The 21448-nt window shown below is 62.2% G+C and carries 25 protein-coding genes; 6 read left to right on the top strand and 19 right to left on the bottom strand.

From position 1 onward, the window contains the following. Positions 1-9: 9 nt before the first annotated feature. The 14 genes from JZ792_RS42985 to JZ792_RS19010 form a co-directional block, all read right to left on the bottom strand. The gene (locus JZ792_RS42985) at positions 10-1188 is read right to left on the bottom strand and encodes a tyrosine-type recombinase/integrase (protein ID WP_216911836.1); all 1179 of its coding nucleotides are present in this window, start codon (positions 1186-1188) and stop codon (positions 10-12) included. Continuing rightward, positions 1188-1397, bottom strand: a complete 210-nt coding sequence (locus JZ792_RS18950) for a helix-turn-helix transcriptional regulator (RefSeq protein ID WP_216911837.1) — start codon at positions 1395-1397, stop codon at positions 1188-1190. The genes JZ792_RS42985 and JZ792_RS18950 overlap by 1 nt, the downstream gene beginning before the upstream one ends. An 11-nt stretch (positions 1398-1408) precedes the next feature. After that, on the bottom strand, positions 1409-3079 hold the full coding sequence (locus tag JZ792_RS18955; RefSeq protein WP_254190032.1) for a replication initiator: 1671 nt from the start codon (positions 3077-3079) through the stop codon (positions 1409-1411). Positions 3080-3156: 77 nt separating this feature from the next. Next, entirely contained in the window at positions 3157-3795 is a 639-nt protein-coding gene (locus tag JZ792_RS18960) for a hypothetical protein (protein WP_216911838.1), read from the bottom strand. A 2-nt stretch (positions 3796-3797) separates the two neighbouring features. Further along, positions 3798-4478: a DNA cytosine methyltransferase gene (locus tag JZ792_RS18965; protein ID WP_216911840.1), complete on the bottom strand. Its 681-nt coding sequence runs from the start codon at positions 4476-4478 to the stop codon at positions 3798-3800. Next, on the bottom strand, positions 4475-4714 hold the full coding sequence (locus JZ792_RS18970; protein ID WP_216911842.1) for a hypothetical protein: 240 nt from the start codon (positions 4712-4714) through the stop codon (positions 4475-4477). Before JZ792_RS18970 ends, JZ792_RS18965 begins: the two co-directional genes overlap by 4 nt. Then, positions 4711-5031, bottom strand: coding sequence for a hypothetical protein (locus tag JZ792_RS18975; RefSeq protein WP_216911843.1), 321 nt, complete (start codon positions 5029-5031; stop codon positions 4711-4713). Before JZ792_RS18975 ends, JZ792_RS18970 begins: the two co-directional genes overlap by 4 nt. Beyond that, a complete protein-coding gene (locus JZ792_RS18980) occupies positions 5028-5222 on the bottom strand; it encodes a hypothetical protein (protein WP_216911844.1) in 195 nt (64 codons plus the stop codon). Before JZ792_RS18980 ends, JZ792_RS18975 begins: the two co-directional genes overlap by 4 nt. Continuing rightward, positions 5219-5521, bottom strand: a complete 303-nt coding sequence (locus tag JZ792_RS18985; RefSeq protein WP_216911845.1) for a hypothetical protein — start codon at positions 5519-5521, stop codon at positions 5219-5221. The genes JZ792_RS18980 and JZ792_RS18985 overlap by 4 nt, the downstream gene beginning before the upstream one ends. Next, positions 5518-6825 carry an FtsK/SpoIIIE domain-containing protein gene (locus JZ792_RS18990; RefSeq protein WP_216911847.1) on the bottom strand — a complete coding sequence of 436 codons (1308 nt, stop codon included), beginning with the start codon at positions 6823-6825 and terminating at the stop codon, positions 5518-5520. The genes JZ792_RS18985 and JZ792_RS18990 overlap by 4 nt, the downstream gene beginning before the upstream one ends. Continuing rightward, positions 6825-7079, bottom strand: coding sequence for a hypothetical protein (locus JZ792_RS18995; RefSeq protein WP_216911849.1), 255 nt, complete (start codon positions 7077-7079; stop codon positions 6825-6827). The genes JZ792_RS18990 and JZ792_RS18995 overlap by 1 nt, the downstream gene beginning before the upstream one ends. Positions 7080-7325: 246 nt before the next feature. Beyond that, positions 7326-8216: a DUF2637 domain-containing protein gene (locus JZ792_RS19000; protein ID WP_216911851.1), complete on the bottom strand. Its 891-nt coding sequence runs from the start codon at positions 8214-8216 to the stop codon at positions 7326-7328. Next, positions 8216-8476 carry a hypothetical protein gene (locus JZ792_RS19005; protein WP_216911852.1) on the bottom strand — a complete coding sequence of 87 codons (261 nt, stop codon included), beginning with the start codon at positions 8474-8476 and terminating at the stop codon, positions 8216-8218. The genes JZ792_RS19000 and JZ792_RS19005 overlap by 1 nt, the downstream gene beginning before the upstream one ends. A 12-nt stretch (positions 8477-8488) precedes the next feature. Beyond that, the gene (locus JZ792_RS19010) at positions 8489-8887 is read right to left on the bottom strand and encodes a hypothetical protein (RefSeq protein ID WP_254190033.1); all 399 of its coding nucleotides are present in this window, start codon (positions 8885-8887) and stop codon (positions 8489-8491) included. A 188-nt stretch (positions 8888-9075) separates the two neighbouring features. Between JZ792_RS19010 and JZ792_RS19015 the strand changes: the two genes are divergently transcribed. The 3 genes from JZ792_RS19015 to JZ792_RS19025 all read left to right on the top strand — a co-directional run bounded on the left by JZ792_RS19015 (position 9076) and on the right by JZ792_RS19025 (position 12652). Continuing rightward, positions 9076-9909: a sigma factor-like helix-turn-helix DNA-binding protein gene (locus JZ792_RS19015; protein ID WP_216911855.1), complete on the top strand. Its 834-nt coding sequence runs from the start codon at positions 9076-9078 to the stop codon at positions 9907-9909. Then, entirely contained in the window at positions 9906-10703 is a 798-nt protein-coding gene (locus tag JZ792_RS19020) for a hypothetical protein (protein WP_216911857.1), read from the top strand. The genes JZ792_RS19015 and JZ792_RS19020 overlap by 4 nt, the downstream gene beginning before the upstream one ends. A 644-nt stretch (positions 10704-11347) precedes the next feature. Continuing rightward, positions 11348-12652, top strand: a complete 1305-nt coding sequence (locus JZ792_RS19025) for a PIN-like domain-containing protein (RefSeq protein WP_254190038.1) — start codon at positions 11348-11350, stop codon at positions 12650-12652. Positions 12653-12747: 95 nt separating this feature from the next. Here the strand turns inward: JZ792_RS19025 and JZ792_RS19030 are convergent, their stop codons facing one another. The 4 genes from JZ792_RS19030 to JZ792_RS19045 all read right to left on the bottom strand — a co-directional run bounded on the left by JZ792_RS19030 (position 12748) and on the right by JZ792_RS19045 (position 17646). Further along, on the bottom strand, positions 12748-14214 hold the full coding sequence (locus JZ792_RS19030; protein WP_216911859.1) for a DUF8370 family protein: 1467 nt from the start codon (positions 14212-14214) through the stop codon (positions 12748-12750). A gap of 315 nt (positions 14215-14529) precedes the next feature. Continuing rightward, a complete protein-coding gene (locus JZ792_RS43220) occupies positions 14530-14991 on the bottom strand; it encodes an HNH endonuclease (RefSeq protein WP_216911861.1) in 462 nt (153 codons plus the stop codon). Between the two features lie 471 nt (positions 14992-15462). Then, a complete protein-coding gene (locus JZ792_RS19040) occupies positions 15463-16245 on the bottom strand; it encodes a hypothetical protein (protein ID WP_216911862.1) in 783 nt (260 codons plus the stop codon). Between the two features lie 1245 nt (positions 16246-17490). After that, entirely contained in the window at positions 17491-17646 is a 156-nt protein-coding gene (locus JZ792_RS19045; RefSeq protein WP_216911864.1) for a site-specific integrase, read from the bottom strand. Positions 17647-17869: 223 nt separating this feature from the next. Here JZ792_RS19045 and JZ792_RS19050 point away from each other — a divergent pair, with 223 nt between their 5' ends. Further along, the gene (locus JZ792_RS19050; RefSeq protein WP_216911865.1) at positions 17870-18835 is read left to right on the top strand and encodes a DUF1152 domain-containing protein; all 966 of its coding nucleotides are present in this window, start codon (positions 17870-17872) and stop codon (positions 18833-18835) included. 203 nt (positions 18836-19038) lie between these two features. Here the strand turns inward: JZ792_RS19050 and JZ792_RS19055 are convergent, their stop codons facing one another. Continuing rightward, on the bottom strand, positions 19039-19479 hold the full coding sequence (locus JZ792_RS19055) for an FAD-dependent monooxygenase (protein ID WP_216911867.1): 441 nt from the start codon (positions 19477-19479) through the stop codon (positions 19039-19041). Between the two features lie 247 nt (positions 19480-19726). Here JZ792_RS19055 and JZ792_RS19060 point away from each other — a divergent pair, with 247 nt between their 5' ends. Both JZ792_RS19060 and JZ792_RS19065 read left to right on the top strand, forming a co-directional pair. Continuing rightward, positions 19727-20119, top strand: a complete 393-nt coding sequence (locus JZ792_RS19060) for a YciI family protein (protein ID WP_216911868.1) — start codon at positions 19727-19729, stop codon at positions 20117-20119. A gap of 14 nt (positions 20120-20133) precedes the next feature. After that, the gene (locus JZ792_RS19065; RefSeq protein ID WP_216911870.1) at positions 20134-21393 is read left to right on the top strand and encodes an RNA polymerase sigma factor; all 1260 of its coding nucleotides are present in this window, start codon (positions 20134-20136) and stop codon (positions 21391-21393) included. The last annotated feature ends 55 nt before the right edge of the window (positions 21394-21448 follow it).

Here is a 21448-nt window from a genome sequence, read left to right on the forward strand (position 1 = left end):
CGAATAGGGCTACTTGGCCCGTTTCGTACGCAGTTCATACGCAGTAGACGGCATCGAGTCCACCCGTTCCGTGATCACAGACGCGATCACACGGCGGGTGGACTCGTCCGTATCCGGCCACAGATGCCCGTAGGTGTCGAGAGTCGTCTTCGCCGTCGCGTGCCGCATCCGGGCCTGAACCACCTTGATGTTCGCCCCGTTGCCGATCAACAACGACGCCAAGTAATGGCGCAGATCCTGAAACCCGAACTCCTCGGGGAGGCCGACAACGTCACCGCGGACCGCACGCAGCGCACGATCGATATGCCACGGCGGGACCGGCTTGCCGTCGTCATCGGTGAGGACCCGCTCCCCCGGTCGTTGCTGAACAGCCGACGACAGCATGAGAGCGAGTTCACGCGGGATCGGGATCGGCGCTTCGGAACCATCGGTCTTGAGTTCCCGAGCAGGCCACTGCTGTTTCGGATGGACGACACCGCGCACGAAATCGACATCCAGCACCCGCAGTCCGCAGGCTTCGGAGATCCGCAGTCCGGCGAAGGCCCCGAGCAGGATCGCGGGCCGCAGATGGTCCGGCATCAGGTCATGCAGCGCCCAAACCTGTTCCGTCGTAGCGCAATAGACCTTCTGCTTGCCCATCGGCGGTGTCGTCCGCTTCGAGCACGGATTACGCGCCAGGATGCCGTCCAGCACGGCGTCACTGAGGATCTGCGACAGCCGACCGTGCAACGCGTAGATGTAGCTGGCCTCATGACCGCGGGCCTTGAGCTTGGCCGTCCATGTCTTGATCGCGGACGGACGGATAGCTGCCAGCTGCACACCGCCGAACTCCGCAGTGATCTGGGCGATATGGACGCGCGCCTGGCGCACGGTTCCGTCACGGTTGTTGGCGTAGCCCTTGAGCCACTCCTCACACCATTCCGACACCGTGCGCTGCATGTCCTTCGGGGCAACGTGGGTGCCCTGCACCAGCGAGGACACCTGACCGTTCAGCCACGCCTGTGCATCGGTCTTACGGGCGAAGGTCTTCGAATGCTCCTGACCGGTATCGTCCACATACCTTGCACGCCAACGCTTCCACTTACCGTGGATCGCGGACGGCACACGCTGCACCGAGCCGTCCGGTAGACGTTCCTCCTTGGTCCAGAGATCCTCGATACCGGACCGGCGATGACGTCGAATAGCCACTACGCCGCCGTCCGGTTGCTACCGGTGGTCTCTTCCTGTTCGGCGATCCAGGCCAGCACGACGGACTTGCGCCACACTCGCCGACGCGGACCGAGTTTGAAGCTCTCCGGACCGCGGCCTACGTGCGCCCACCACCGCCAAGTCGCCTCCGGAATCCCGGTCAACTCCTCGCACTGCTTCGCCCGGAGAAACGTATCTTTCTCACTCATTGCCATTCCTCCTACGCCGCTATCTGACTTGTCGAATCTTGTTGTTTTGCAACGGTTTCAGGTGACACAGGGTCGTTGCCTGGTGGTCCTTCGGCGTTCACGAGACGGGCCGTTGTGTACTGCGCTTTCTGGGCGATCTTGGCTGAGACCGCTGCGATGATCAGGTGTGAGATCGGGGGCGCGTCACGGTCACCCGGACCGACCGGGGTGATCCTCAGGTGCGAGGTGTCGGGTGGGATGATGCCGATCGCGGCCAGCTTGCTCCGCACGTATTCCATGCGTTCGGCCTTGTGGTCGGGCAGGGTCTTGCCGCTCCACTCGCGGGAGTTGTTGCAGCGTTTCCCCGGAACACCGAGCAGTTCCCGGCGATGGTTCTTGCCTCGGCAGTGGCCCGGTTGGGTCTTCTCGTTGGCGTTCTTGGGGACGATGCCGTAGCGCAGCCACACCGCGCACGACTTCGAACACGGAGTGCGCTGGAGTTCGGCGTGTAACCGGTCGTAGTGGCGGTTCACGCGCGCGCTGTCGGTCTCGAGGATCTCGCCGACCGACTTGGTCAGATATTTGGTCAGGTAGGCCACCTTGCGATCCATTTCCGGTGTGCCCGCGAGGATCTGAACCGGTTTGGACTGCCCGCCGAACCGCACCGTGTGCGCCGGTTCGATGTCATCGACGGAATTGATGACATCGAGTGCGTCGTCCCAACTGGTCAACGGACGACCGTTGTCCGGGTCGACGAACGTCGCCGCGGCGTGGTTCCAGACCGGCATGTGATCGGCGGTGTAGACCTCCCGGTCGTAGTGCGGCCACCAGATGCTGCGGTAGGTCGCCGCGGTCACCGCGTACAGGAGTTTGGTCGGGATCGAGCCCCGGATAGCGAGATGGATATGCGGGGCGCCGCGTTTCTGTGGTTCGACAGCGGCCCAGTACTGCACGTTCCAACCCACCGCGCGACGCAGGACCTTCATCCAGTGATCGAACAACTCCTTCATATGCATGGTGTCGCGCGCGGCACGCCGGTAGTCGTAGGAATCCGGGTCGACCGGTGAACCGTCCGAGACCCACGCACCCCGCTTGTCCTTGCCACCTTCCGGATCCCACACCCGGTTGATCGAGCCGTAGGACGGCATCGTGAGAGTCCAGAACGTGGACGGCCGATACTTGCCGTTGGCATACGCGGTACCGACCGTCGTACGCAGCACCTTCTTACGCGGCAGGTCCGGCACATCATCGCGACGCCGAGTCGACTTCGCCCGCCGACGAGGCTTCTCCTCCAACGCGGGAAGACGGCCCCGCACGCCGAGTTCGCGAAGCTCGACGTCCAGATCGGCCACCCAGTCCTTCACCGCGTCCGCGAGTTCGCCGTCCCCGTCACGGCGAGCATCGTGGTACTGGCCGAACAGATCAGCACGCGCCGCCAACACCTGCGCCTGCGCCTCGGTGACGACCGGTTCCGGCCGCACGGGTTCATGTTCGGCACACCAGCCCTCGCGCAGCTGTGTGGCACGTACCGCCTTGTTCGCCTTCGCGCAGGCGGGGCACACCGTCGCCACGGTGGCCTTGCACGGGGCACCGACGTAGGAGACACGACCGGTGTTGGTGTCGAAAGCGCGCATCGGCACCACCCGCGCGCACACCCCCGCTTTCTCTGCGGCCGATTCGGCGATATCGCTCAGATCCGGCATAGCGCGACGCTCAGCGGCTGTCTGACGATTCGGAGGCACAGCCCCGACCGGGGCCGAACCGACGAGTTGAGGCGCAGTCACGCTGCCTCCTTCTCATCCCAAAGCCACTCGACCGAGGTACGCGGCGGCAAGGTGACCGGCTCAGCGAGTGAATCGCGGTGCCGGAAGGCCAGTTCCACCGTGGACGGGCCGACGATGACCGCTCGGCATTCCAGGACACCGAACGCGTGTGCCAGGTGAGCGGTACGGCCGGTGTAGTCGTCGGGGCATTGACCGGGCAGCATCCGCACCGTCACCCGGTCGGTGAACGCACCCACCCGCACACCGGCCAGCCGCGGAGTCGCGACCTGTTCGCCGAAGACGACCTGTAACCCGCACGCCGACAACATCCGCGTCCAGCGTCGGCGGTAGCGGAACCACGCCAGGAACCGGGACCGTGCCCGCGAGGTGATCCACCGCTCGAAGGTCTGCGGACTCCCGAGTCGCCACAGCACCATCCCCACGGCGAACACCCCACCCAGCACGGCAGCGGCGACCGGCGAGACGAGGAGACCGGCGACGACGACGAGCGCGATAGGAGCGGACACCATCGGGAACAGCAGCACCCACCACACCAGCACCGCCGCGGCCTTGACGAGAACCCAGACGATGCCGAGCACGGCGTCGGTGATCGCGTCGGCCGGGTTCGTTTGGTGGACAGTGATTTTCGTGTTCATGGTTATGCCACCTCGAACAGGGTCAGTGGGCCGGTGGGATCGGTGAGTTGTGTCAGGAGTTGGTGGCCGAGGTGTTCGGTGTAGGCGGGTGGGATGGCTTGGCACAGTTCGTCGCCGGTCATCCAGTCGATGCCCATCGCCTCCGGTCCGACGTAGCGGCCGACATCACCGGTGACCGAGATGTTCCAACCGTCCGCCCAACGGGCCTTACGCTGGCGGGTCGCGGTACGCACCACATGACGCGGATGCGCCGGTGCCGACAGGGACAGTCGGGACTCGAAGCGTCGATGCCGGTAGGTGCGCAGCCCGAACGCGTTGCCGCACAGCGTGATCGAACGGGACCGGATCAGGGGTGCGGTCATGACGTTCTCGATCACATACGGACGCCCCACCTGGTCGAGCAGGGCGCGAGTAGCCGCGACCAGATCCGGATACCGCTTGTCCGGCGACAACGCGTGCAGTGTGCAGTACTCCTGGCACGGTGGGGAGGCGTGGATGGTGTCGAACTCGTGCCCGTGCGCGGCCAGGAACTCCAACGCGTCACCCCGGTGGAACTCGAACGGGTAGCGCGGTTGTGCGGCGATGTCGACACCGACCACGTCGAACCCGGCACGGTGATACCCGGTCGCGGCACCACCAGCGCAGCAGAACAAATCCAGCAACCGCGGCCTGCCCGTGTTCATGACGCCTCCTGATCGAACAGAGCGAGCTGAGTCGGGACGGGTGTCTTGTCGCGGTGGCGTTTCCACATGTCGTGTTCGTCGTCGCGGTACACAACCACCGGCTTGTTCCCGCGCTTGCCCCGATTGCTGGGTTTGTCGGCCATCAGCAAGGCTTGAGTGACGTTCTCCGCTTTGGGCAGGGGGCGCACGGTCTCACCGATCAACACGCCCCACTCCACGTTCTTGCGGGCGCTCACGACCTCGCCCCTGACCCGCGAACCTGGACTGGGGACACCTCGGGGATATCGCGGCCGGTCAGGTCGCAGGCGTCGCCGATCGCGTAGGCCAGGACCGCGAGCACCGACGCGGCGTCATCGAGAGTCATGACCAGGTGCGCGACGGCGGCGAACCCGGCTTCCCGGTGGAAGGTCAGTTCCACCTGACCGGCACCGGTAGGGGATTCGGGCCGGTATTGGGCGAAGACCTCGCAGCGTTCCCGAATCCGGCCACGGTCAACCACGACGGCGACCCGGTTGAAGTCCATGCCGGGGGCGGGCTTCCACACCCCGTTCACGCCGCCCACCCACCGTCATCGGTATCGGTGTCCCACGCCGGGAAGGAACCCGTTTCGAGGCACAGGGCCACCGCGACCTCCAACGGATTGGCGCCGCGTCGTTCGAGTTGTCCGCGCCGACGCGAGGCCAGGTCGATCACGTTGTCCTGATAGCCGGAATCGGTGCGACGAGTGCTGTTGTTGCGCTTCATGACTGGTTCTCCCCGTTGATTTTGTCGATGTCGATGCCACAGACGTGGCAGTAGTCCGCATCAGGCGGCACGCTGTGGTGACCGGCCTGTTCGCAGCGCTCGTCGGCAGCGCAGCCGTCGCACAGCACTTGGTCCCCGTCGAAGACCCAACCCGCGCGCCTCATGTCGGCACCGACGTTGCTCAGGAGTTGGGCGATGGAGTCGAAGACGATGCCCTCGTCCTCGTGCTCGGCGTAGACATCCCCGCAGCCGTCGCAGTAGACGACGACATGTCTCGCGGCAGTACGTGGCCGGTTCATGCCGCCACCGGCCCCGTGTCGCCGTCGCCGAGGTCGTCGGGGTCGAAGTCGGAGTAGTCGCCCTGCGGCGCGAAGTCGATGCCGTGACCGCGGGGCGCGTACTGCTGGCACAGGGCGGCGATATCCTCACGGGAGACGAAGTACGAGCGCGCTCGTACGATGTTCGGTGTCCCGTCCTCGCGCACGTAGGCGACACCGGGTGTCGTGTACGGGATTTCGTCGCAGCGGGCACCGCGTTCACGCGCGGAGTCGCCGTGGACCATGCCGATCTGTGTTTTCTCGTCCAGACGCAGACCGATACGGATCGGGATCAGCTGGCGTTGGGGCAGGGTGTCTTTCGACGGGTCCTGCACGCAGGTGATGACCGAGAACGCCGCGGCACGGCCCTGGGTCAGGACCTTGCCGTAGTGGCGGTCGAACTTCTTGATCGAGTCCGGCTCGGCGTAGGCGGTCATCGAGGCTGCCTCGTCCACGATGATCACGATCAGCGGTTCATCGGTGGTGGGGACGTGTTGTTCGATACCGGCCTCACGGCAACGGTTGGCGCGTTCGAGCATCGCCGCTTCGGCGTCGGCCATCATCGCGACGATGCCTTCTTCGGTGTACTCGAACCGGGTCAACAAGGCTTTGCCGCGGCCGAACTCCATCCCGCCCTTGGGATCGGCGACCCACAGTTCCACCAAACCGGAAGCGATGGCCGGGGCGAGTGCGGCGATGATCGCCCACACCAGACCGCCTTTACCGGCGTTGGTGCCGCCCGCGATCAACAGATGCCGGTACAGGATCGGCAGCAGCCAGGTACCGCCGTCCTCGAGCACCCCGACCGGGAGCGCCTGCAAGTCCACGCCGTTGTGAACCCCCGACGCCCTTGTCGGGTCCGCGAGTGTGTCCCACACCCGCAGTTGCAGACGAACCACCCCCGGATCAGGGAAAACCGCGGTCACCGCCTTGACCGCCAGCACTTGAGCCAACGCGTCGAGAGCGTCGTCACCGGCCCAGTCCTTGCGCTTCTGACCGGCCATCATCAATAGGTCGATCTGCAACCCGTACTCGGTGTAAACCCAGTCCTCCAACGGCGGGAAACCGGTGTCGAGCGACCCGAGACCGAGCGCGGTGAACATGTGCGCCCGCTGACGAGGATCGGCCACAACCAGCACCGCCGTACGCAGTTCGCGGGGTGCGACATCGGCGACATCCGCCGGGTGGGACGGTCGGACACCGCCGCCGAGGGAACGCAGCCACCACATGCCCGCCGACGCGGCAACCAGGCCACCACCGAAGACGATGGCGTCGAGGGCAGCCATCACGCCACCGCCTTCACCAGAGCAATGGCCAGGCGATCATGTTCGGCTAGCGCGTCACCGAGACCGGCGAACACCGCGCGGGCATCAGCGATGGTCAGCGACAGCCCGGAACCGAAGGTGTCGAACGCGATTCGCACCATTGGCGGGGACGCCGGGTCAGTGGCGATCGCGTGGGGCCGATAGGTGACCCCGCCCAACTCGACGTTGGGCATGACGTTGACGAAGGACTCGTACATGTCACAGCCCCCAGTCATCGGAGCGACGGTCGAGCTCGCAGAACAGGCGGCAGCCCTCCGAAGCGGGCGGAACGGGCGCATCAACGCAGAACATGACGCACGCTTCCGGCGACAGTCCGCGGGGTTCGTCGCAGAACATCACGCACTCACCCGGAACCGGATGCGACACCGGAGCGTCGGGAGTCGAAGCGGAGGCCAGCAGTACGGCCGGAGCCATCACCGCGGCGAAGACGGAAGGGACGGCGATCGAGAGGACGGAGACCATCAGAAACCCCCAGCAGGGACAGCAGCGACCGGAAGCATTGTTTGCACCGGACGCACGGGACGAACAGGAGCCACACGAACCGGAACCGCCGCAGCAGCCACACGCACCGGGGCGCGTTCGGGTTCGGGAGCAGGAGTCGGAGAGTCGAGGACTTCGGCCGGGACCGTCTCGTAGTCAACGGATTCCGGTGTATCGGTGGACTTGGCGTACTTCGCCGCGGTGCGTGCCGACACACCCAGTTCGCGGGCGATGTCGGCGTACTTCATGCCGTCACGGTGCAGCTCGACCGCGCGAGCCACCGTCCTCGGATCGGTACGAGCGGGTTTCTTCGCCACGGGCTTCGAGGCGACCGAGACGGGTTCGGGAGTAGCGGAGGCCACCGGTTCGGGATCGGCCGACACAGGATCGACCGCAACCTCACCGGCCGAAGCCACCACCGCAGTCGACTCTGTGACGGGTGTCGGGGCGCGTTGGACCGTGCGGAACAACAACGCCAGCCCGTGAGTGTCTGCGAGCAGGCTGATCGGTGCCACCGCCGCGACGATCGCCGCCGCCCAACCCGGCAACGGGTGACCGGATGCCATCGCGTGGATGCTGTTGCCCGCCACCGACACCGCGGCACCGATACCGAGTACCGCGAGGAAGAACCGTTGTTCGCTGGTCTTGCTCGGCGACACCAGGACGCCGAAGGTGGCGAGCAGGATGGTGCCGTCCACGATCAGCGGGAACAGCCACGCATCCGACTTCGGCACCCTGGCGAGCACGGCCAGGTCTTGCAAGGTGGTGAACGAGAGCCGGAACGCCGCGGCACCGACCGCGAGGATGATGACAGCGGCGGACCAGCGAGCCCACTTCATAGCTGTCGACTTGTGCTGATCCGCCGCGCTCATCACGCCGCCTTGACCAGCGACACCGGCACCGACACCGTGACGGAGTCGTGTTCGGCCAGGATCGCGGGCAGCTGCTCGGCCAACGCGCGGGCATCAGCGATGCTCAACGTCACCGACGACGCACTGTGAATCCCGAACTTGATCTGAACCGACGCCGAGAAGTCACCGCCGCGGAACTCGTAGGCCGGGTGATACTTCGCGGTCACCTCATCGACCGTCACATCCGTGGTCACGCTCGACCGGATCTGATACTGCGACATGATCACGCCGCCTTACCCGGTCGAGTTCGGACGGGAAGCGCCCGGATCGGCCGGAGCCTGCCGAGTACCGGAGGTGTCACCCTTGATCCCCGTCGCGCGGACGTTGAAGCCGATCGACTTGAACTCCCCCGCACCGACAACCTTCGGCTTGACCTGCATGCCGTCCAGCTCGATCGGGGTCATCCCCGGAACGATCTCGGCAACCGGCGGAACCGGCATCACATCGGAGACGAACACCACGTCGAAGCTGGCGTTACGCGCGTTCGCCGCGGTCGGATCGGTGACCGTGCCCTTCCACAAGCGCTTACCGGTGCCGTTGCCCTCACGGTCGAGATCGACCTTCTGAATCTTTGGCGCGTTCCGATCGGAGCTGAACTCCGTCACCGCCGAGATAGCGCCCAGCAGGAACAAACCCTTCGGGTGCGCCCCGCCGAAATCCGTGTTGAACCACACATCGTTCAAAGCCATTTCTGAAACCTCTCGAGTTTAGGGGGCCTAAACCACGTGGCGCGCCGTTTGGGTCGTTGGCGGTTTAGGGGGGGTAAACCCAAGGATAGGCCGACTCCCCCGAGCGGTCAAGGGGGACTAAACTCTGGCAGGTGACCAGTGATGACGAGTTCGATGCGATCCGCAACGACCCGGACCCGATCCGACGCGGGCGACGTGCTGGCGAACTCATCACGGTCTATCAGCAGCGGACCACCGAACTGTCGCGCCTTCGAAAGGCCGCTATCGAGCAGGCGCACCGTGAACACGGTCTCAGCTACTCGGAGATCGGTACCAAACTCGGGCTTACAAAAGGCCGAATCAGCCAGATTCGCGTCTCAGCACCCCCACCCGAGCGAGCGTTCTACGGCGTCGGGCCGATCGCTATCGGCGTACCCCGACGGATCGGCGTCGAAGAGGGCCGCGAACGCTCATACGTCGATAGCAACGATGCGGCCACCCGCACACGCCTAGAACGTGCATTGGAAGAATTGTCTTTTAAAACAACGCAATTCGATATCCACCCCACCACCGAGGACACGCCCACGGGCGATTGCATCATTGTGTGCGGACCCGCTTCCGCACCGGTCGCCCGTAATCTTCTGGCTACTGACCCCTTGCTAGCCTTCGACCGCACCGATCAGGGGTGGTCCATCATCGACATACGCGAAGGTGCCAAACACTTCTCTCCATACCGAACCGACGGCACCCACCGGGACATCGGCTACTTGTCTCGACGAGTCGACGGGAACCGAGTCATCGTGCACATTGCTGGCATCACCGCAATCGGGTCCGATGGTGTAGCGCACTGGCTCACCAACAACCTTCGTACCGTCTACGATCCCGACGCAGCACTCACCGACTGCATCATCGAGTGCGCGTTCACCGAGGAACGGGCAATCACGGACAGCCGTCTCCTCATCGGACCGTACGCCGTGACCCGATGACCCTCCACGTCGAATCCGCGCAGCTGCCCGCAAACTCCGGAGATGACCGCCTGGTCCTCACTCCGCATTCGGTGATTGTCCTGGACGGCGCGACCGCACACGATCCGACGATGCCATGCGCGAGTGACTACGTGGACGAACTCGGTATCCAACTCAGTCGCACGGTCGATTCGACGGCCCCGCTCCCCCACGTTTTACACGAAGCCATAGCGACCACCGCCCAGGCACTTCGCCTCAAGCCTGGTTACGCCCCATCCAGCACCGTCGCGATCGTGCGGACCCTGCCACACACCGTTGAATCCCTCGTGCTTGGAGACTCTTCCGTCATTGTCGGCTACCGAAGCGGCCGAGTCAGCATCACCACCGACGAACGTCTGTCTCAACTCGGACTACCCGACGCCACCCGCTACACCGAACGACTTGCGACCGGCTGTGGCTACGACGACACGCACCACATCATCTTGAAGTCGCTCCAAGCTCACGAGCGCGCACACCGCAACCAACCAGGCGGCTACTGGATCGCCGAAGCCGACCCCCAGGCGGCGTGCCACTCATTCACCAGCACGTACGACCGCGAAGAACTCGCGTGGATCATTCTCGCCACAGATGGCGTCTCCGACCTTCAGACAGCAGTCGATTTCGACTGGCCTGGCATCGCAACCTTTCCCAGCGCCGACCTAGCCGTACTACTCGCACGGATTCACGCATGGGAAGCCGACTCCGACCCGGACGGGCGAACACAGCCCCGAGCCAAGCGGCACGATGACAAGACAGTCGCAGTCCTCAAACTCTGACGATCGCTACGGCCATCACTTTCCGAAGTGGTTGCTGAATTTCGCTATATAGAGTCAAGAGCGCACCGGCGGCGCAAGCGCCGCCACCGCGCAACCGCTCACCTCCTCGGCAAGCCTCGGAGGTGGCGGCGCGTCGGCAGCGCTCGGCCGCCGGAGCGCATTTTGATCCAGTTCGCGTATTCTGGCATCCGCTTCGGCGACGTGGCATCACGCGGACTCTTCAGAGCTGGCCGCCTTTTCGTTCACGTGAGCAGTGCTGGGCACTTCGTGAGCCGTCCTCGACCTGATCTCCCGCAGCTGCCCACCGAATCCGCCGGCTACGTACGTGGGGCCTGGCTGTGGTCCGGTCACAAGAACTCCGAAACCGAGCTGACCTGCGCGGATGAATTGCTGAACAAAATCCGTCGACCGACAGCAGCGCACGGAGCCCATCAACGGGGGCATCGTGTGGTTGCGTAGCCACTGCCTCCTCATGGCCCGATTGTCTAACCTCACTCGGACGAGTCAAGGGAAAGAGCGCCCTTGACACGACCTCCCTCCGCTCAGGGATGGCCAGGACGAGGAAGCAGGGGAAGGGAAGTCACCCGGACATGCTGCCTGCTGCCCGACGCGAGCGGGAAGTGGCTGACATGATTAGGTACGGTATGCGCCACGCGTACCCGGAGTGGTATACACCAGCCGAGAAGGTCCTCAAGCATGTGTTCTTGAGCGGAGTAATCGCCCTCGACGCAAATATTCTTCATCACCTCTACCGTCTAGGCGACGAGCAGCGCCATCAAGTACTCACGGTGTTAGGGAACGATCGCATTCGTCCGCGGCTATGGCTACCGTACCAGGTTGGACTTGAGTATCAACGAAACCGACTTCGCAACGCGTACGATCAAACGCGCGTTTTTTCCGAACTGTCCGACGAGGTGTCAAAGGCTGGCCGCGCAGTCAAGTCTAAATTCGAAAATCAGATTTCAGACCCCGAAGTAAGAAAAGCTCCAATCAAGCTGCTCGAAGAATCAATACAAAAACTTCAGTCAGAACTAAAAGTTCTAGGAGAGAAGCATGTAGTAGAATTCGAAAAAATTGGTAGCGACGATCCGATACGCGCCGCAATTGATGATCTTTTCGATTCTCCCGACTCGATAGGCGCCCGACCGGACGCAGCCGTACTTGGGTTGAGGATCGCCGAGAGCGCAAAGCGCTACCTGAAGCGGATTCCGCCCGGGTATAAAGACACTGAGGGACAGAACAAGAAGCCGAACCCCGAGGGTGACTATCTTATCTGGTGCGAACTGCTGGATCACGCCGAAAAAATGGACAAACCGCTACTGTTTGTCACAAATGACGAGAAAGAGGATTGGTACCTTAGAGCGCCGGACGGCAAAGTTATCGGCCCACGCCCCGAACTCAGAGCAGAGATGGCTACGAGAACTAATCATCCATACCATCAAACAACCCTGACAGGATTTCTCCGCCTTGCTGATCGGCTGCTTTCAATCCAAGTAGACCCATCTACCATAGACCAGGTGGATGCCACAGTATCTACCCCTCGGCCCATCTTTACCGCCGCGAACTATGCATCGGCCTACGAGAGTTCAGTTATTGGAAGCATATTAAACCTGAATACCAAAGATATCGAAATTGTTCCCAATCTGGGCTTATCGTCAATTGATTTCACGATAATGCGTAACTCTACCCCCTTAGTGGAAGTAGCAGTTATGCACACTCGTGGCGTTATTTCCCTGGAGGATCTAGAACGCGAGTTCGGGATCGATTCGGGAAGGTCGGTGCCGATACTTGTCATCACGAACCATGTATACCCTGCGGTGTCTGGCATGAAGGTTTTATCCAGGCACCCGAGCGGAACCCCTTCAGCAATCGTGGTCGAGTGGACGTCTCCGCTAGATGGGCCAAAGTTGGAGGCAATAATCGAATACCTGGCGGAAACAATTGGCTAGCACAGCTAAGGTTGCGGTAATGCCAACTCCCCACGCATCGGTCGCGGACTCGCAGTCTGGTCACGATCTTTCACGACTGATGGTAGGTAATGGACCTAATGCGTCAGTGCCTTAAAACGAGTGTGCAGCAGGCCATCGAGCAACGTTGCACTGCCAACCTTCTTATACTCATCGACCAGGACGCCGAGGTCCTCGTCATCCAAAGCGGTTATATAGCCGCGGTCATCGACCGCTGTGTCTTTTAGTGACCTTTGGACGGCAGGCTTGTCTGAGTATCCACGGTAAACGAGTATCCCATACTTACCTCTCGACGGAGAGAATCTTCCACTCAGTTGATCGAACTCGGGGTTTTTCAGCGGTCGCGTGTAATTCTTGCACTCGATAAAGACATTCGCCGCTGGATAGTGCTGCGATAGCCAGTAGAAGAAATCGTTCCGTCCCATATTCGTATATGAGATATCGATTCTCTTTCTGCCTTCGTGAATCTTCTCCTGCCTAACGGGATTCACCAGGCTCGGGTAAAGTAGTGCCGACAATAGTGCCTCGATGGCCTTCTCGTAATTGTCTGCAAGGGAGCCTCCGCCACCGGGCATTGAAGTCACCGTTTGCAACAGGGCATCGAGGTCTGGCAGCTCTGTTTTCGTGACCTCCGCGATGATGGCTGCGGAAATTGCGGCAGGTGGATTCTTCAGTTTGTCTTGCTTGTACCTGGCAATAAGGTCGGGATTCTTTTCTGTAGTTTCCAGGCTAATTCGCTTTTCAGCGCCTCGTAGGCCCTTGAACCGGTCTTTGTGCATCCGATCCACACTGGCCTTGGTGATGCGAGGTCGCTTTTCCGATCTAAGGGCAGTTGTCAACTGCGATTGCCCACGTAGTTCTTCGTCGAAAAGTTGAGTCAGTACATAGTGTTGATAGTACTCGCCAGGGTTTATTAGCAGCAGTTTGCGTACGATGCTCTTTGGCACCAGCAGTAGCGGCGATCCTCCCGCTATGGGTAGATCGAAGTATGCGGTCGTCCACTTTTTGGTCGACGGCGCCCAGTATGGATGCATGGCCACATTCCGCTTGAGAGGAATTCCATAGTATTCGGCAGCCGCTTGAGTGTATTCGGCGAGTAGATTTCGAACTATATTAGTTACGACATCCGAAATTCGGTCTTCGCCCACGTTGTCAATTAGCAATGCTGTGTCTTCGAGATCGGCGATTAATCCGGACTGAACGGCACGACTGCTCGAAAGTTCTTTGTAGAATTCTTCTGCGAGTTTTAGGCCGAGTCCGCTACCGCGGTTTCGAGATGAATATCCTAGCCGAGTCGAGTTGTCCTCGCTCAAGCGGGAAAGTAGAGATTTTGCTTTATTTTGCTCACCATTTTTTATGCAATCCAGAACTGCTTGAAAAAAGCTCTGGATCGCCGATGTGCAGGCGTTCTCCCATGGTCCATCTATCGAAGCGATCACCGCCGGATCGATGAATAGGAGTGTGTCGCGGTCTATTTCGACATCGATGAAGTCAAGCGTTCCCTGATCCCCTGAAATTCCATAGTGCTCCGAAACGCGGACCATGAGGCCCCCCTTACTGTCAATTACGAACCCCTGGCCGAAGGATACCTCCGTGGATATCCACCGGCCCTAGTCGGCGGACCAGCAGCGCCCGGCCGAACCCATCCGACGCCTACAAGGCGCCAGTGGCCAACTTGTACCTCGTAGGGAGAGAACAACATCAGTGCCCACTGGGCCGAGGTGGAGGCGATTGTGCCCGACGCTACTAGACGTGCTGGATGATCGAGAGACACTCAGCCAGTAGTCCTAGGAGTCAGGCGGTTGCAGTGAGTCGCGATTGCCGGGGTGCGCGGCCGGCTGACAACCTACGACATGACTTCAACTCCTCAAGGGCGATGCTCGCCGTCGACGCCTTGGTAGCGGATTCGGCTTCCAGACCGCAGTACCCTTCTTGCGATTGCAAGGACCACACGCGGCGACCAGGTTTGACAGGTTGGTCGCGCCGCCTTTCGCTATAGGCACTACGTGTTCGATCTCCAATACCGGCCCGTCGTAGCCGCAGTACCGGCACGAGTATCCATCTCGGCCAAGCACATCGTGCCTCAACTTCGCCGAGATCGGCGGCCGCTCCTTCACAACGGCGCGCAGGTGCCGCCCCACCAGGGCTGGCTCCACCCGTATCGTGCCATCGGCCGAGATGATAGTCACATCACCGGCCGGTGGCGTTCGTCGTGCCGCACGTTCCTCAGCCTGCTTGCGCTGCCTCTTCTGATGCGCCGCAGCGCTCTTCGCATACCAACCCGGATCGAGCTTCCTCCGTCGAGGCCGTACTGCACGCATGCCCACCAGTATGTCACTAGCCACAGGACAAGCGCCTGTACTTGCGACAGTATGAGTCGATGACTACTTTGCCACTACAAATGCTCCCGGATCTTGTCGGACAACACCGGACGACGCGGCACGCAGTCTTCTGAGATCGATTGAATCGCAGACAGTTACGCATACCTCCGCAGACACCATCGGACGCCCGGATTAATCGGCAGGTTTCTGGTTCGGGCCCGTGGAAGTTAGCGCGTATGCATCAAATTCCATTTCCGGACTCGCCTGGAATTGCGGGAAACGCTAGGTCAGGGGTGCGATGCGCACCGTAAACTGCCGCTCCGGACAGGGGTGTTGCGCGCGCAGATGGGATTCATCGGCAGCTTTGTCACGGCTAGTGGCTTACGCTATGCGAACGCGGGACCGGCGTCCAGCCTCGTGCACGCCGGGTGAATTAATTCCTTCTCCCAAGATACAGGTGCAGTCTCGGTGCTATGCATTTGCGTAGTGGTGGTTCGCACCGTCAATCTGACGTGATTCTAATGTTTTATTCATGTATTCAAATGGCAACCCATCGGCGCTGGTCAAACGCTCCATGTAACGTGATGAGGTAGGCGTCTTGATAAGTTTGTGCTTTCCATTTTCAGAATGCCATGGGTAGATCCCTACAAAAGTCACTTCGCGATCTAGAGATACTGAGTACTCGACGGCGAGAGACTTAAAATGGTAGACTTCAACCTTCTTTACGCGCCCTGCCCGTTCGAGATCCAGCCACTCGCGAACCATAGCTTCTTGTCGATAGATACGCGAATCGATTGAATTAATCTCTTCCTTGCAGTATTCGCGCAAAAAAGCGGGACTTGAGATGAGCAACTTGACGACAAGATCGGGTTTTGGATTCTCCTGCAACCAGTGCCTTATTGATTGTGCAAAACTGAGGGAATATCCCGAGATGGTCAGATTGACTAACTCCGTCTCGAGCGCCTTCATCTCGTCTACTATATCGTCAGTGCCGAACCGAGGGCGCCCCTTGAGGTTCGTCGGTCGGCGGTGGTGATAAACTAGATTCGCCACTACGGTAATTAATCCAACGAGTAGGAATACGTTCAATCGAAGATATATAGAAACCCACGTTATGGCGGTCGCCGGATCGGTCATATCCGCATTGGCGACCGTAGCTATCGACTTTGCCAAGGGCTCAAAATCAGCCAGAAAAAATGCGAAGAAGCCGGAGGTCGTAGCGGCCGTCATCGTAATAGTGTTTTTAACCTTCATTTGCTGACCTACCCCTCGCACTTGACTTGTTTGTGCTGCACAGTGATCGGACAGATTCGATCGTGCAGACTACCGGATCCGGGCTGCGTCAGAACAGCGGGGCACCCAAGGCGCATGCCGAGCAATCTGCAGAGCACCGCCGACACAAGTCAGCACAACGGTCGGTCTAGGCGGGGTGCTTGATCGACTCATCGACTAGTTTCGACCACAAACGCCCACAGATCGCCCGGAGCCAGGCCGTCAGAAGGCTTGAGAGGCACTGTAGTGCCCCGTGGTTGGCAGGCTCGGGCACACGACGAACGTGCTGACCTGCGCAGATGAATTGCTAACAAAATCTGGCGTGGGGCAGCCGGACGCGGCACCATGTCGACGTGGCATCGCGTGGTTGCGAAACCCCTGCCTCCTCATGGCCCGATTGTCTGACCTCACTCGGACGAGTCAAGGGAAAGAGCGCCCTTGACACGACCTCCCTCAGCTCAGAGATGGCCAGGACGAGGAAGCAAGGGAAGGGAAGTCACCAAGCTGACGCCGGTCGGCGCGTCAGACACGTCCTAGACTGGTGACCCACGCAGAACGACGAGTAGGCGCTCCGGGGCACAGGCGATAGCGTCGACCACCCCCCTGCGCGCGGCTCTCATACGCAGCTCATACGCAGCGGCCCCACCGATAGCCGATTCCGACCAACGCCACAACGACAAACCCGCAGTTCAGGGCAACCGACGCCAACGGCTACCAACGAACCAAACGCCCAGTTCATAATCCGAGCTCTACTTCGACGTGTAAGGGTTCGTAGTGGCGTGACCTGCAACGGAGCATCTGTTTCAGGTCTTCCGTACGCAGTCCATCCGTAGTAGTCCCAGCCGAGTCCATCCGTTCCGTGATCACTTCACCGATCGCGAAGCGGGTGGACTCGTCTGCGTCCGGCCACAGATGCCCGTAGGTGTCCAAGGTCGTCTTGGCGCTGGCACGGCGCACCCGAGCCTGAGCGGTCTTGATGTCGGCCCCCTTGGAATGAGCAGCGACGCGAAGTAGTGCCGCAGATCGTGGAAGCCGAATTCCTCGGGCAGGCCCGGCACCGCACCCACCTCCCGCAGTTCGCGGATACGCCGTTCGATGATCCACGGTGGCACCTGCTTCCCTCGCCATTGGTCACCGTGTATTCGTTCGGCCACTTCTTCACCGCGGCCGAGAGCAGCAACGTCAATTCGTGCGGAATCGGAACCGCGGTCTCGCTGGACTTCGTCTTCAACGTTTATCCGGCCATTGCCTTTTCGGCAATACGACACCATGCACGAAATCGATATCGTCGACCCGCAACGCCGACACCTCCGCCACCCGAAGCCCGACGAACGTTCCGAGCAGAATTGCCGGACGAATGTGCTCGGGCATCGCGTCGTGCAACGCCCACACCTGAGCCGTCGTGGCGACGTAGGTCTTCTGCTTACCGGTCGGTGGAGACGTCTTGCGCGAGCATGGATTTCGAGCCCGTCGACGAACTTGCAGCCCACGGTCGTCTTAGCGGGCCGCTCACGCCCGGCGGCTTGTGCCCGGGAGAGGGTGGCGGTGCCGTCCCGCGAACGGCGAGTAGTCACTCGGTCGACGGGTGGGCAGCATACTTTGTTGGATGGCTGCTCTCACCCTCTTCGACACACCGCTGCTGCATCGCCTGCGGAACTGCGAGCGAGTTCTGATTGCCGGCGCCGGTGGCGGGTTCGACCTGCTCAGTGGCCTGCCGTTGGCCTTCGCACTGCACGAACGTCACAAAACGGTCTTCCTGGCAAACCTTACCTTCACACCTGTCACCCGCATCGGCGCGCAACCGGTGGCCGCGGGGCTCTTCGAGATCGATGCCGAAACCACCGGTCCGATGTCCTATTTCCCGGAAAAGCATCTCGCGGTCTGGCTACGAGACCACGCCTACCCCGACCGGATCTTCCTGATCCGCAAGGGCGGGCCCGCCGACATCCGAGCCGCCTACGCATGGCTGGCCCGCGGGTTACGCTTGGACGCCATAGTTCTGGTCGACGGCGGCACCGACCTGCTCATGACCGGTGACGAGGCCGGACTCGGGACACCGGTCGAAGACATCACCAGTCTTCTGGGGGCCCACGCGCTCGATCTTCCAGTCAAACTCGCGGTCTGTGTCGGATTCGGTGTGGACGCCTTCCACGGCGTCTGCCACGCACACTTCCTCGAAAACGTCGCTGCCCTCGCCAAACTCGGCTCCTATCACGGTGTGTTCGCCCTACTGCCCGGCACCTCTTGTACCGATGCATGGCTCGAGGCCGTCGACTGGGTCCAGCAACACACCCCCGGTCGCGAGAGCATCGTCTGCGCCTCGATTACCGACGCTGCCCGCGGTGAATACGGCGATCACCATTCGCTGGCTCGCACTCGTGCGAAAGGTGCCGAACTGTTCATCTCTCCGCTGATGTCGATGGTCTGGGGGTTCGATCTCGATGCCGTTGCGAACAGAGTCCTCTACCGCGATGCCATCGCCAACGCGACAACACCCTTCGAAGTCGCCGCCGCAATAGAAGCGTTCCGCGACCACACGCCGCTGCGGCCTCGTCGAACCATCCCGGCTTGAACGCGCGGCGACACACGCTTGCTGGAGAGTCGGATCCCACCGTCATGAACCAACAAACGGTGGGGGAGAAGAGAGTCCGTAGTCGGGGAGAGGTTCGGTGGCCGCCGGGGCCATGAGGCGCTCCATACCCGCCATCGATTCCAGGAGGGGCAGGCGGGCGATGGTGTTGCGCACCGCTATCCCCAGACGTGTTTTCGGCACCATCAGCCGTAGATTGGGGCCCACCTGTTGTTTCCGGTGGACGAGCGGGCGGTGGATCTGCTGTAGCGATGAAACGCGGCGCGGCGTTCGGGTGTGCGGGAGGCGAGTTCTCCGGCGAGCGTGTAGGCCCCGACCAGTGCGAGTTCGGCTCCGGCGCCGGAGACCGGGGACGGACAGTGGGCGGCGTCGCCGGTCAGTGCGATGCGTCCGATCGACCACGAGTCCATGCGGACCTGAGCGAGCGCGTCGACGTAGGCGTTGGGGTCGGCCAGTACGCTGGCGAGCAGTTCCGTTGTGTGCCAGGCTGTTTCGCCGTCGAACGCGGCTGACAGGAGAGCTCGCGCCGCAGCCTGGTCTCGCGGGTCTATATCCAGGGGTGGACTGCGGAACATCAGGTAGGCCTTGGCTTGCGGATGATTGCCCGAGCGGTAGATCCCGGCCATTTGCGAAAGCAGCGAATCCAACGACGACCTAGTTTTGAGATATTTTTGAGACAAAATCGATGGACGAGTACCTCGTGGAAGCAAGACACGCCGCACACCAACTCGAGGCACATCGCACGTGGTCGTTCTACCGGAAATTTTCTCGGGCGGCGATGTCGAAACCGGTGCTTGCCGATCGACGTAGGGGTGAGTCAGGGTTGAGACGGTCCGCGAACAGTGGGTCGGCCCCGGCGGCGAAGGAGCGTTCATGCGAGTCATGGTTCTGGGGAAAGCGACCGAGGAGACCGAGCGTGGGGTGCCGCCCACCGCCGAGGAGTTCGCCGAGATGGAGGCGTTCAACGACGAACTCACCAAGGCGGGGGTGATTCTGGCCGGTGAGGGGCTGAAGCCGAGTTCGGCGGGCAAGCGGGTCGCTTTCGACACGGACGGCGGTTCGTCGGTGCTCGACGGACCGTTCGCCGAGACCAAGGAGTTGATCGCCGGGTACCAGATCTGGGAGGTGTCCTCGCTCGAGGAGGCGCTCGAGTGGGTGCGCCGGGCACCGATCCGCAATGGTGTGGTCGAGGTGCGGCCGTTGTACGGGCCCGAGGATTTCGGCGAGGCGCTGACGGCCGAACTGCGTGAGGCGACCGGGCTGTAGGGACAGGGCATCGGGTGACCAGTGCGACCCAGCGGACCGTCGAGGCGATCTGGCGGATCGAGTCGGCGCGGTTGACGGCCTCGCTGGCGCGAACCGTGAACGACCTGGATCTGGCCGAGGACTTGGCCCAGGACGCGCTGATCGCGGCGCTGGAGCAGTGGCCGGAGTCGGGCGTCCCGGATAAGCCGGGCGCCTGGCTCCTCGCTGTCGCCCGACGGCGCGCGGTCGACACCGTCCGCCGCCGGGTGAACCTGGAGCGCAAACTCGCACTGCTCGCCCGCGAGATGCCCGACGGCGACGATCCGATGGACGCGATCGAATTCGACAGGCATATCGGCGACGACGTCCTGCGGCTGATGTTCACCGCCTGCCACCCGATGCTCGGCCGCGACGCGCGGGTGGCGCTCACGCTCAAGACCGTGGCGGGGCTGTCCACGGACGAGATAGCGCACGCCTTCCTGATCCCGCCCACCACGCTCGGCCAGCGGATCTCGCGGGCGAAGAAGACGTTGTCGAGCGCGGGGGTTCCGTTCGAGGTCCCGGTCGGCGACGAGCTGACCGCGCGGTTGGCCTCGGTACTCGAGGTCGTCTACCTCGTCTTCAACGAGGGATATTCCGCCACCAGCGGCGATTCGTGGACGCGTGCCGAGCTGTGCGCGGAGGCGATGCGGCTCGGCCGGATGCTCGCCGCCCTCGCACCCGACGAACCGGAGCCGCACGGACTGGTGGCGCTGATGGAATTCCAGGCGTCACGGCTGCGGGCCCGAACCGATGCCGACGGTCGGCCGGTGCCGCTCGACCGTCAGGACCGGACCCGCTGGGACCGCTTGCTGATCACCCATGCCGGAGGTGCGCTGCGGCGGGCCGACCGACTCGGCGGACGCGGGTCCTACGTGCTGCAAGCGTCGATCGCCGCCTGTCATGCCCGCGCGACCAGCGCCGATGCCACCGACTGGCATCGCATCGCCGCGCTCTATCGCGAGCTCGGCGCGCTCACCGGCTCGCCGGTGGTGGAGCTGAACCGGGCTGTCGCGGTGTCGATGGCCGACGGACCCGCGGTCGCGTTGTCCATCGTCGACGAACTGTCGGCCGTCACCGCCCTGCGCGGTTACCACTTGCTGCCTGCCGTCCGGGGTGACCTGCTGCTCAAACTCGAACGTCGCGACGAGGCTCGCTCGGAATTCGAACGGGCCGCGGCGATGACCGGCAACGAGGCCGAGCGGACGCTGCTGCTCGAGCGGGCCGCGTCCTGCCGAACGGGTGGCGACAGATAGCCGCATGCGTCGCGTCGTCAGCACAGGGACCGCGAAGCACACATGCCGCAAGCCT

Origin of the sequence: Nocardia noduli, assembly GCF_019038455.1 — a bacterium.
GTDB lineage: Bacteria > Actinomycetota > Actinomycetes > Mycobacteriales > Mycobacteriaceae > Nocardia > Nocardia noduli.

What these genes read in the sequence shown, in the direction of transcription:
- JZ792_RS19055 (WP_216911867.1), bottom strand. Translation starts at nt 19,479, where the DNA reads ATGGCCGGGATCTACCGCTCGGGCAATCATCCGCAAGCCAAGGCCTAC.
- JZ792_RS18955 (WP_254190032.1), bottom strand. Translation starts at nt 3,079, where the DNA reads ATGCCGGATCTGAGCGATATCGCCGAATCGGCCGCAGAGAAAGCGGGG.
- JZ792_RS18950 (WP_216911837.1), bottom strand. Translation starts at nt 1,397, where the DNA reads ATGAGTGAGAAAGATACGTTTCTCCGGGCGAAGCAGTGCGAGGAGTTG.
- JZ792_RS19050 (WP_216911865.1), top strand. Translation starts at nt 17,870, where the DNA reads ATGGCTGCTCTCACCCTCTTCGACACACCGCTGCTGCATCGCCTGCGG.
- JZ792_RS19025 (WP_254190038.1), top strand. Translation starts at nt 11,348, where the DNA reads ATGCGCCACGCGTACCCGGAGTGGTATACACCAGCCGAGAAGGTCCTC.
- JZ792_RS18980 (WP_216911844.1), bottom strand. Translation starts at nt 5,222, where the DNA reads ATGAAGCGCAACAACAGCACTCGTCGCACCGATTCCGGCTATCAGGAC.
- JZ792_RS19060 (WP_216911868.1), top strand. Translation starts at nt 19,727, where the DNA reads ATGCGAGTCATGGTTCTGGGGAAAGCGACCGAGGAGACCGAGCGTGGG.
- JZ792_RS18965 (WP_216911840.1), bottom strand. Translation starts at nt 4,478, where the DNA reads ATGAACACGGGCAGGCCGCGGTTGCTGGATTTGTTCTGCTGCGCTGGT.
- JZ792_RS18990 (WP_216911847.1), bottom strand. Translation starts at nt 6,825, where the DNA reads ATGGCTGCCCTCGACGCCATCGTCTTCGGTGGTGGCCTGGTTGCCGCG.
- JZ792_RS18960 (WP_216911838.1), bottom strand. Translation starts at nt 3,795, where the DNA reads ATGAACACGAAAATCACTGTCCACCAAACGAACCCGGCCGACGCGATC.
- JZ792_RS19040 (WP_216911862.1), bottom strand. Translation starts at nt 16,245, where the DNA reads ATGAAGGTTAAAAACACTATTACGATGACGGCCGCTACGACCTCCGGC.
- JZ792_RS19005 (WP_216911852.1), bottom strand. Translation starts at nt 8,476, where the DNA reads ATGTCGCAGTATCAGATCCGGTCGAGCGTGACCACGGATGTGACGGTC.
- JZ792_RS19030 (WP_216911859.1), bottom strand. Translation starts at nt 14,214, where the DNA reads ATGGTCCGCGTTTCGGAGCACTATGGAATTTCAGGGGATCAGGGAACG.
- JZ792_RS18995 (WP_216911849.1), bottom strand. Translation starts at nt 7,079, where the DNA reads ATGACTGGGGGCTGTGACATGTACGAGTCCTTCGTCAACGTCATGCCC.
- JZ792_RS18985 (WP_216911845.1), bottom strand. Translation starts at nt 5,521, where the DNA reads ATGAACCGGCCACGTACTGCCGCGAGACATGTCGTCGTCTACTGCGAC.
- JZ792_RS43220 (WP_216911861.1), bottom strand. Translation starts at nt 14,991, where the DNA reads ATGCGTGCAGTACGGCCTCGACGGAGGAAGCTCGATCCGGGTTGGTAT.
- JZ792_RS19000 (WP_216911851.1), bottom strand. Translation starts at nt 8,216, where the DNA reads ATGAGCGCGGCGGATCAGCACAAGTCGACAGCTATGAAGTGGGCTCGC.
- JZ792_RS19020 (WP_216911857.1), top strand. Translation starts at nt 9,906, where the DNA reads ATGACCCTCCACGTCGAATCCGCGCAGCTGCCCGCAAACTCCGGAGAT.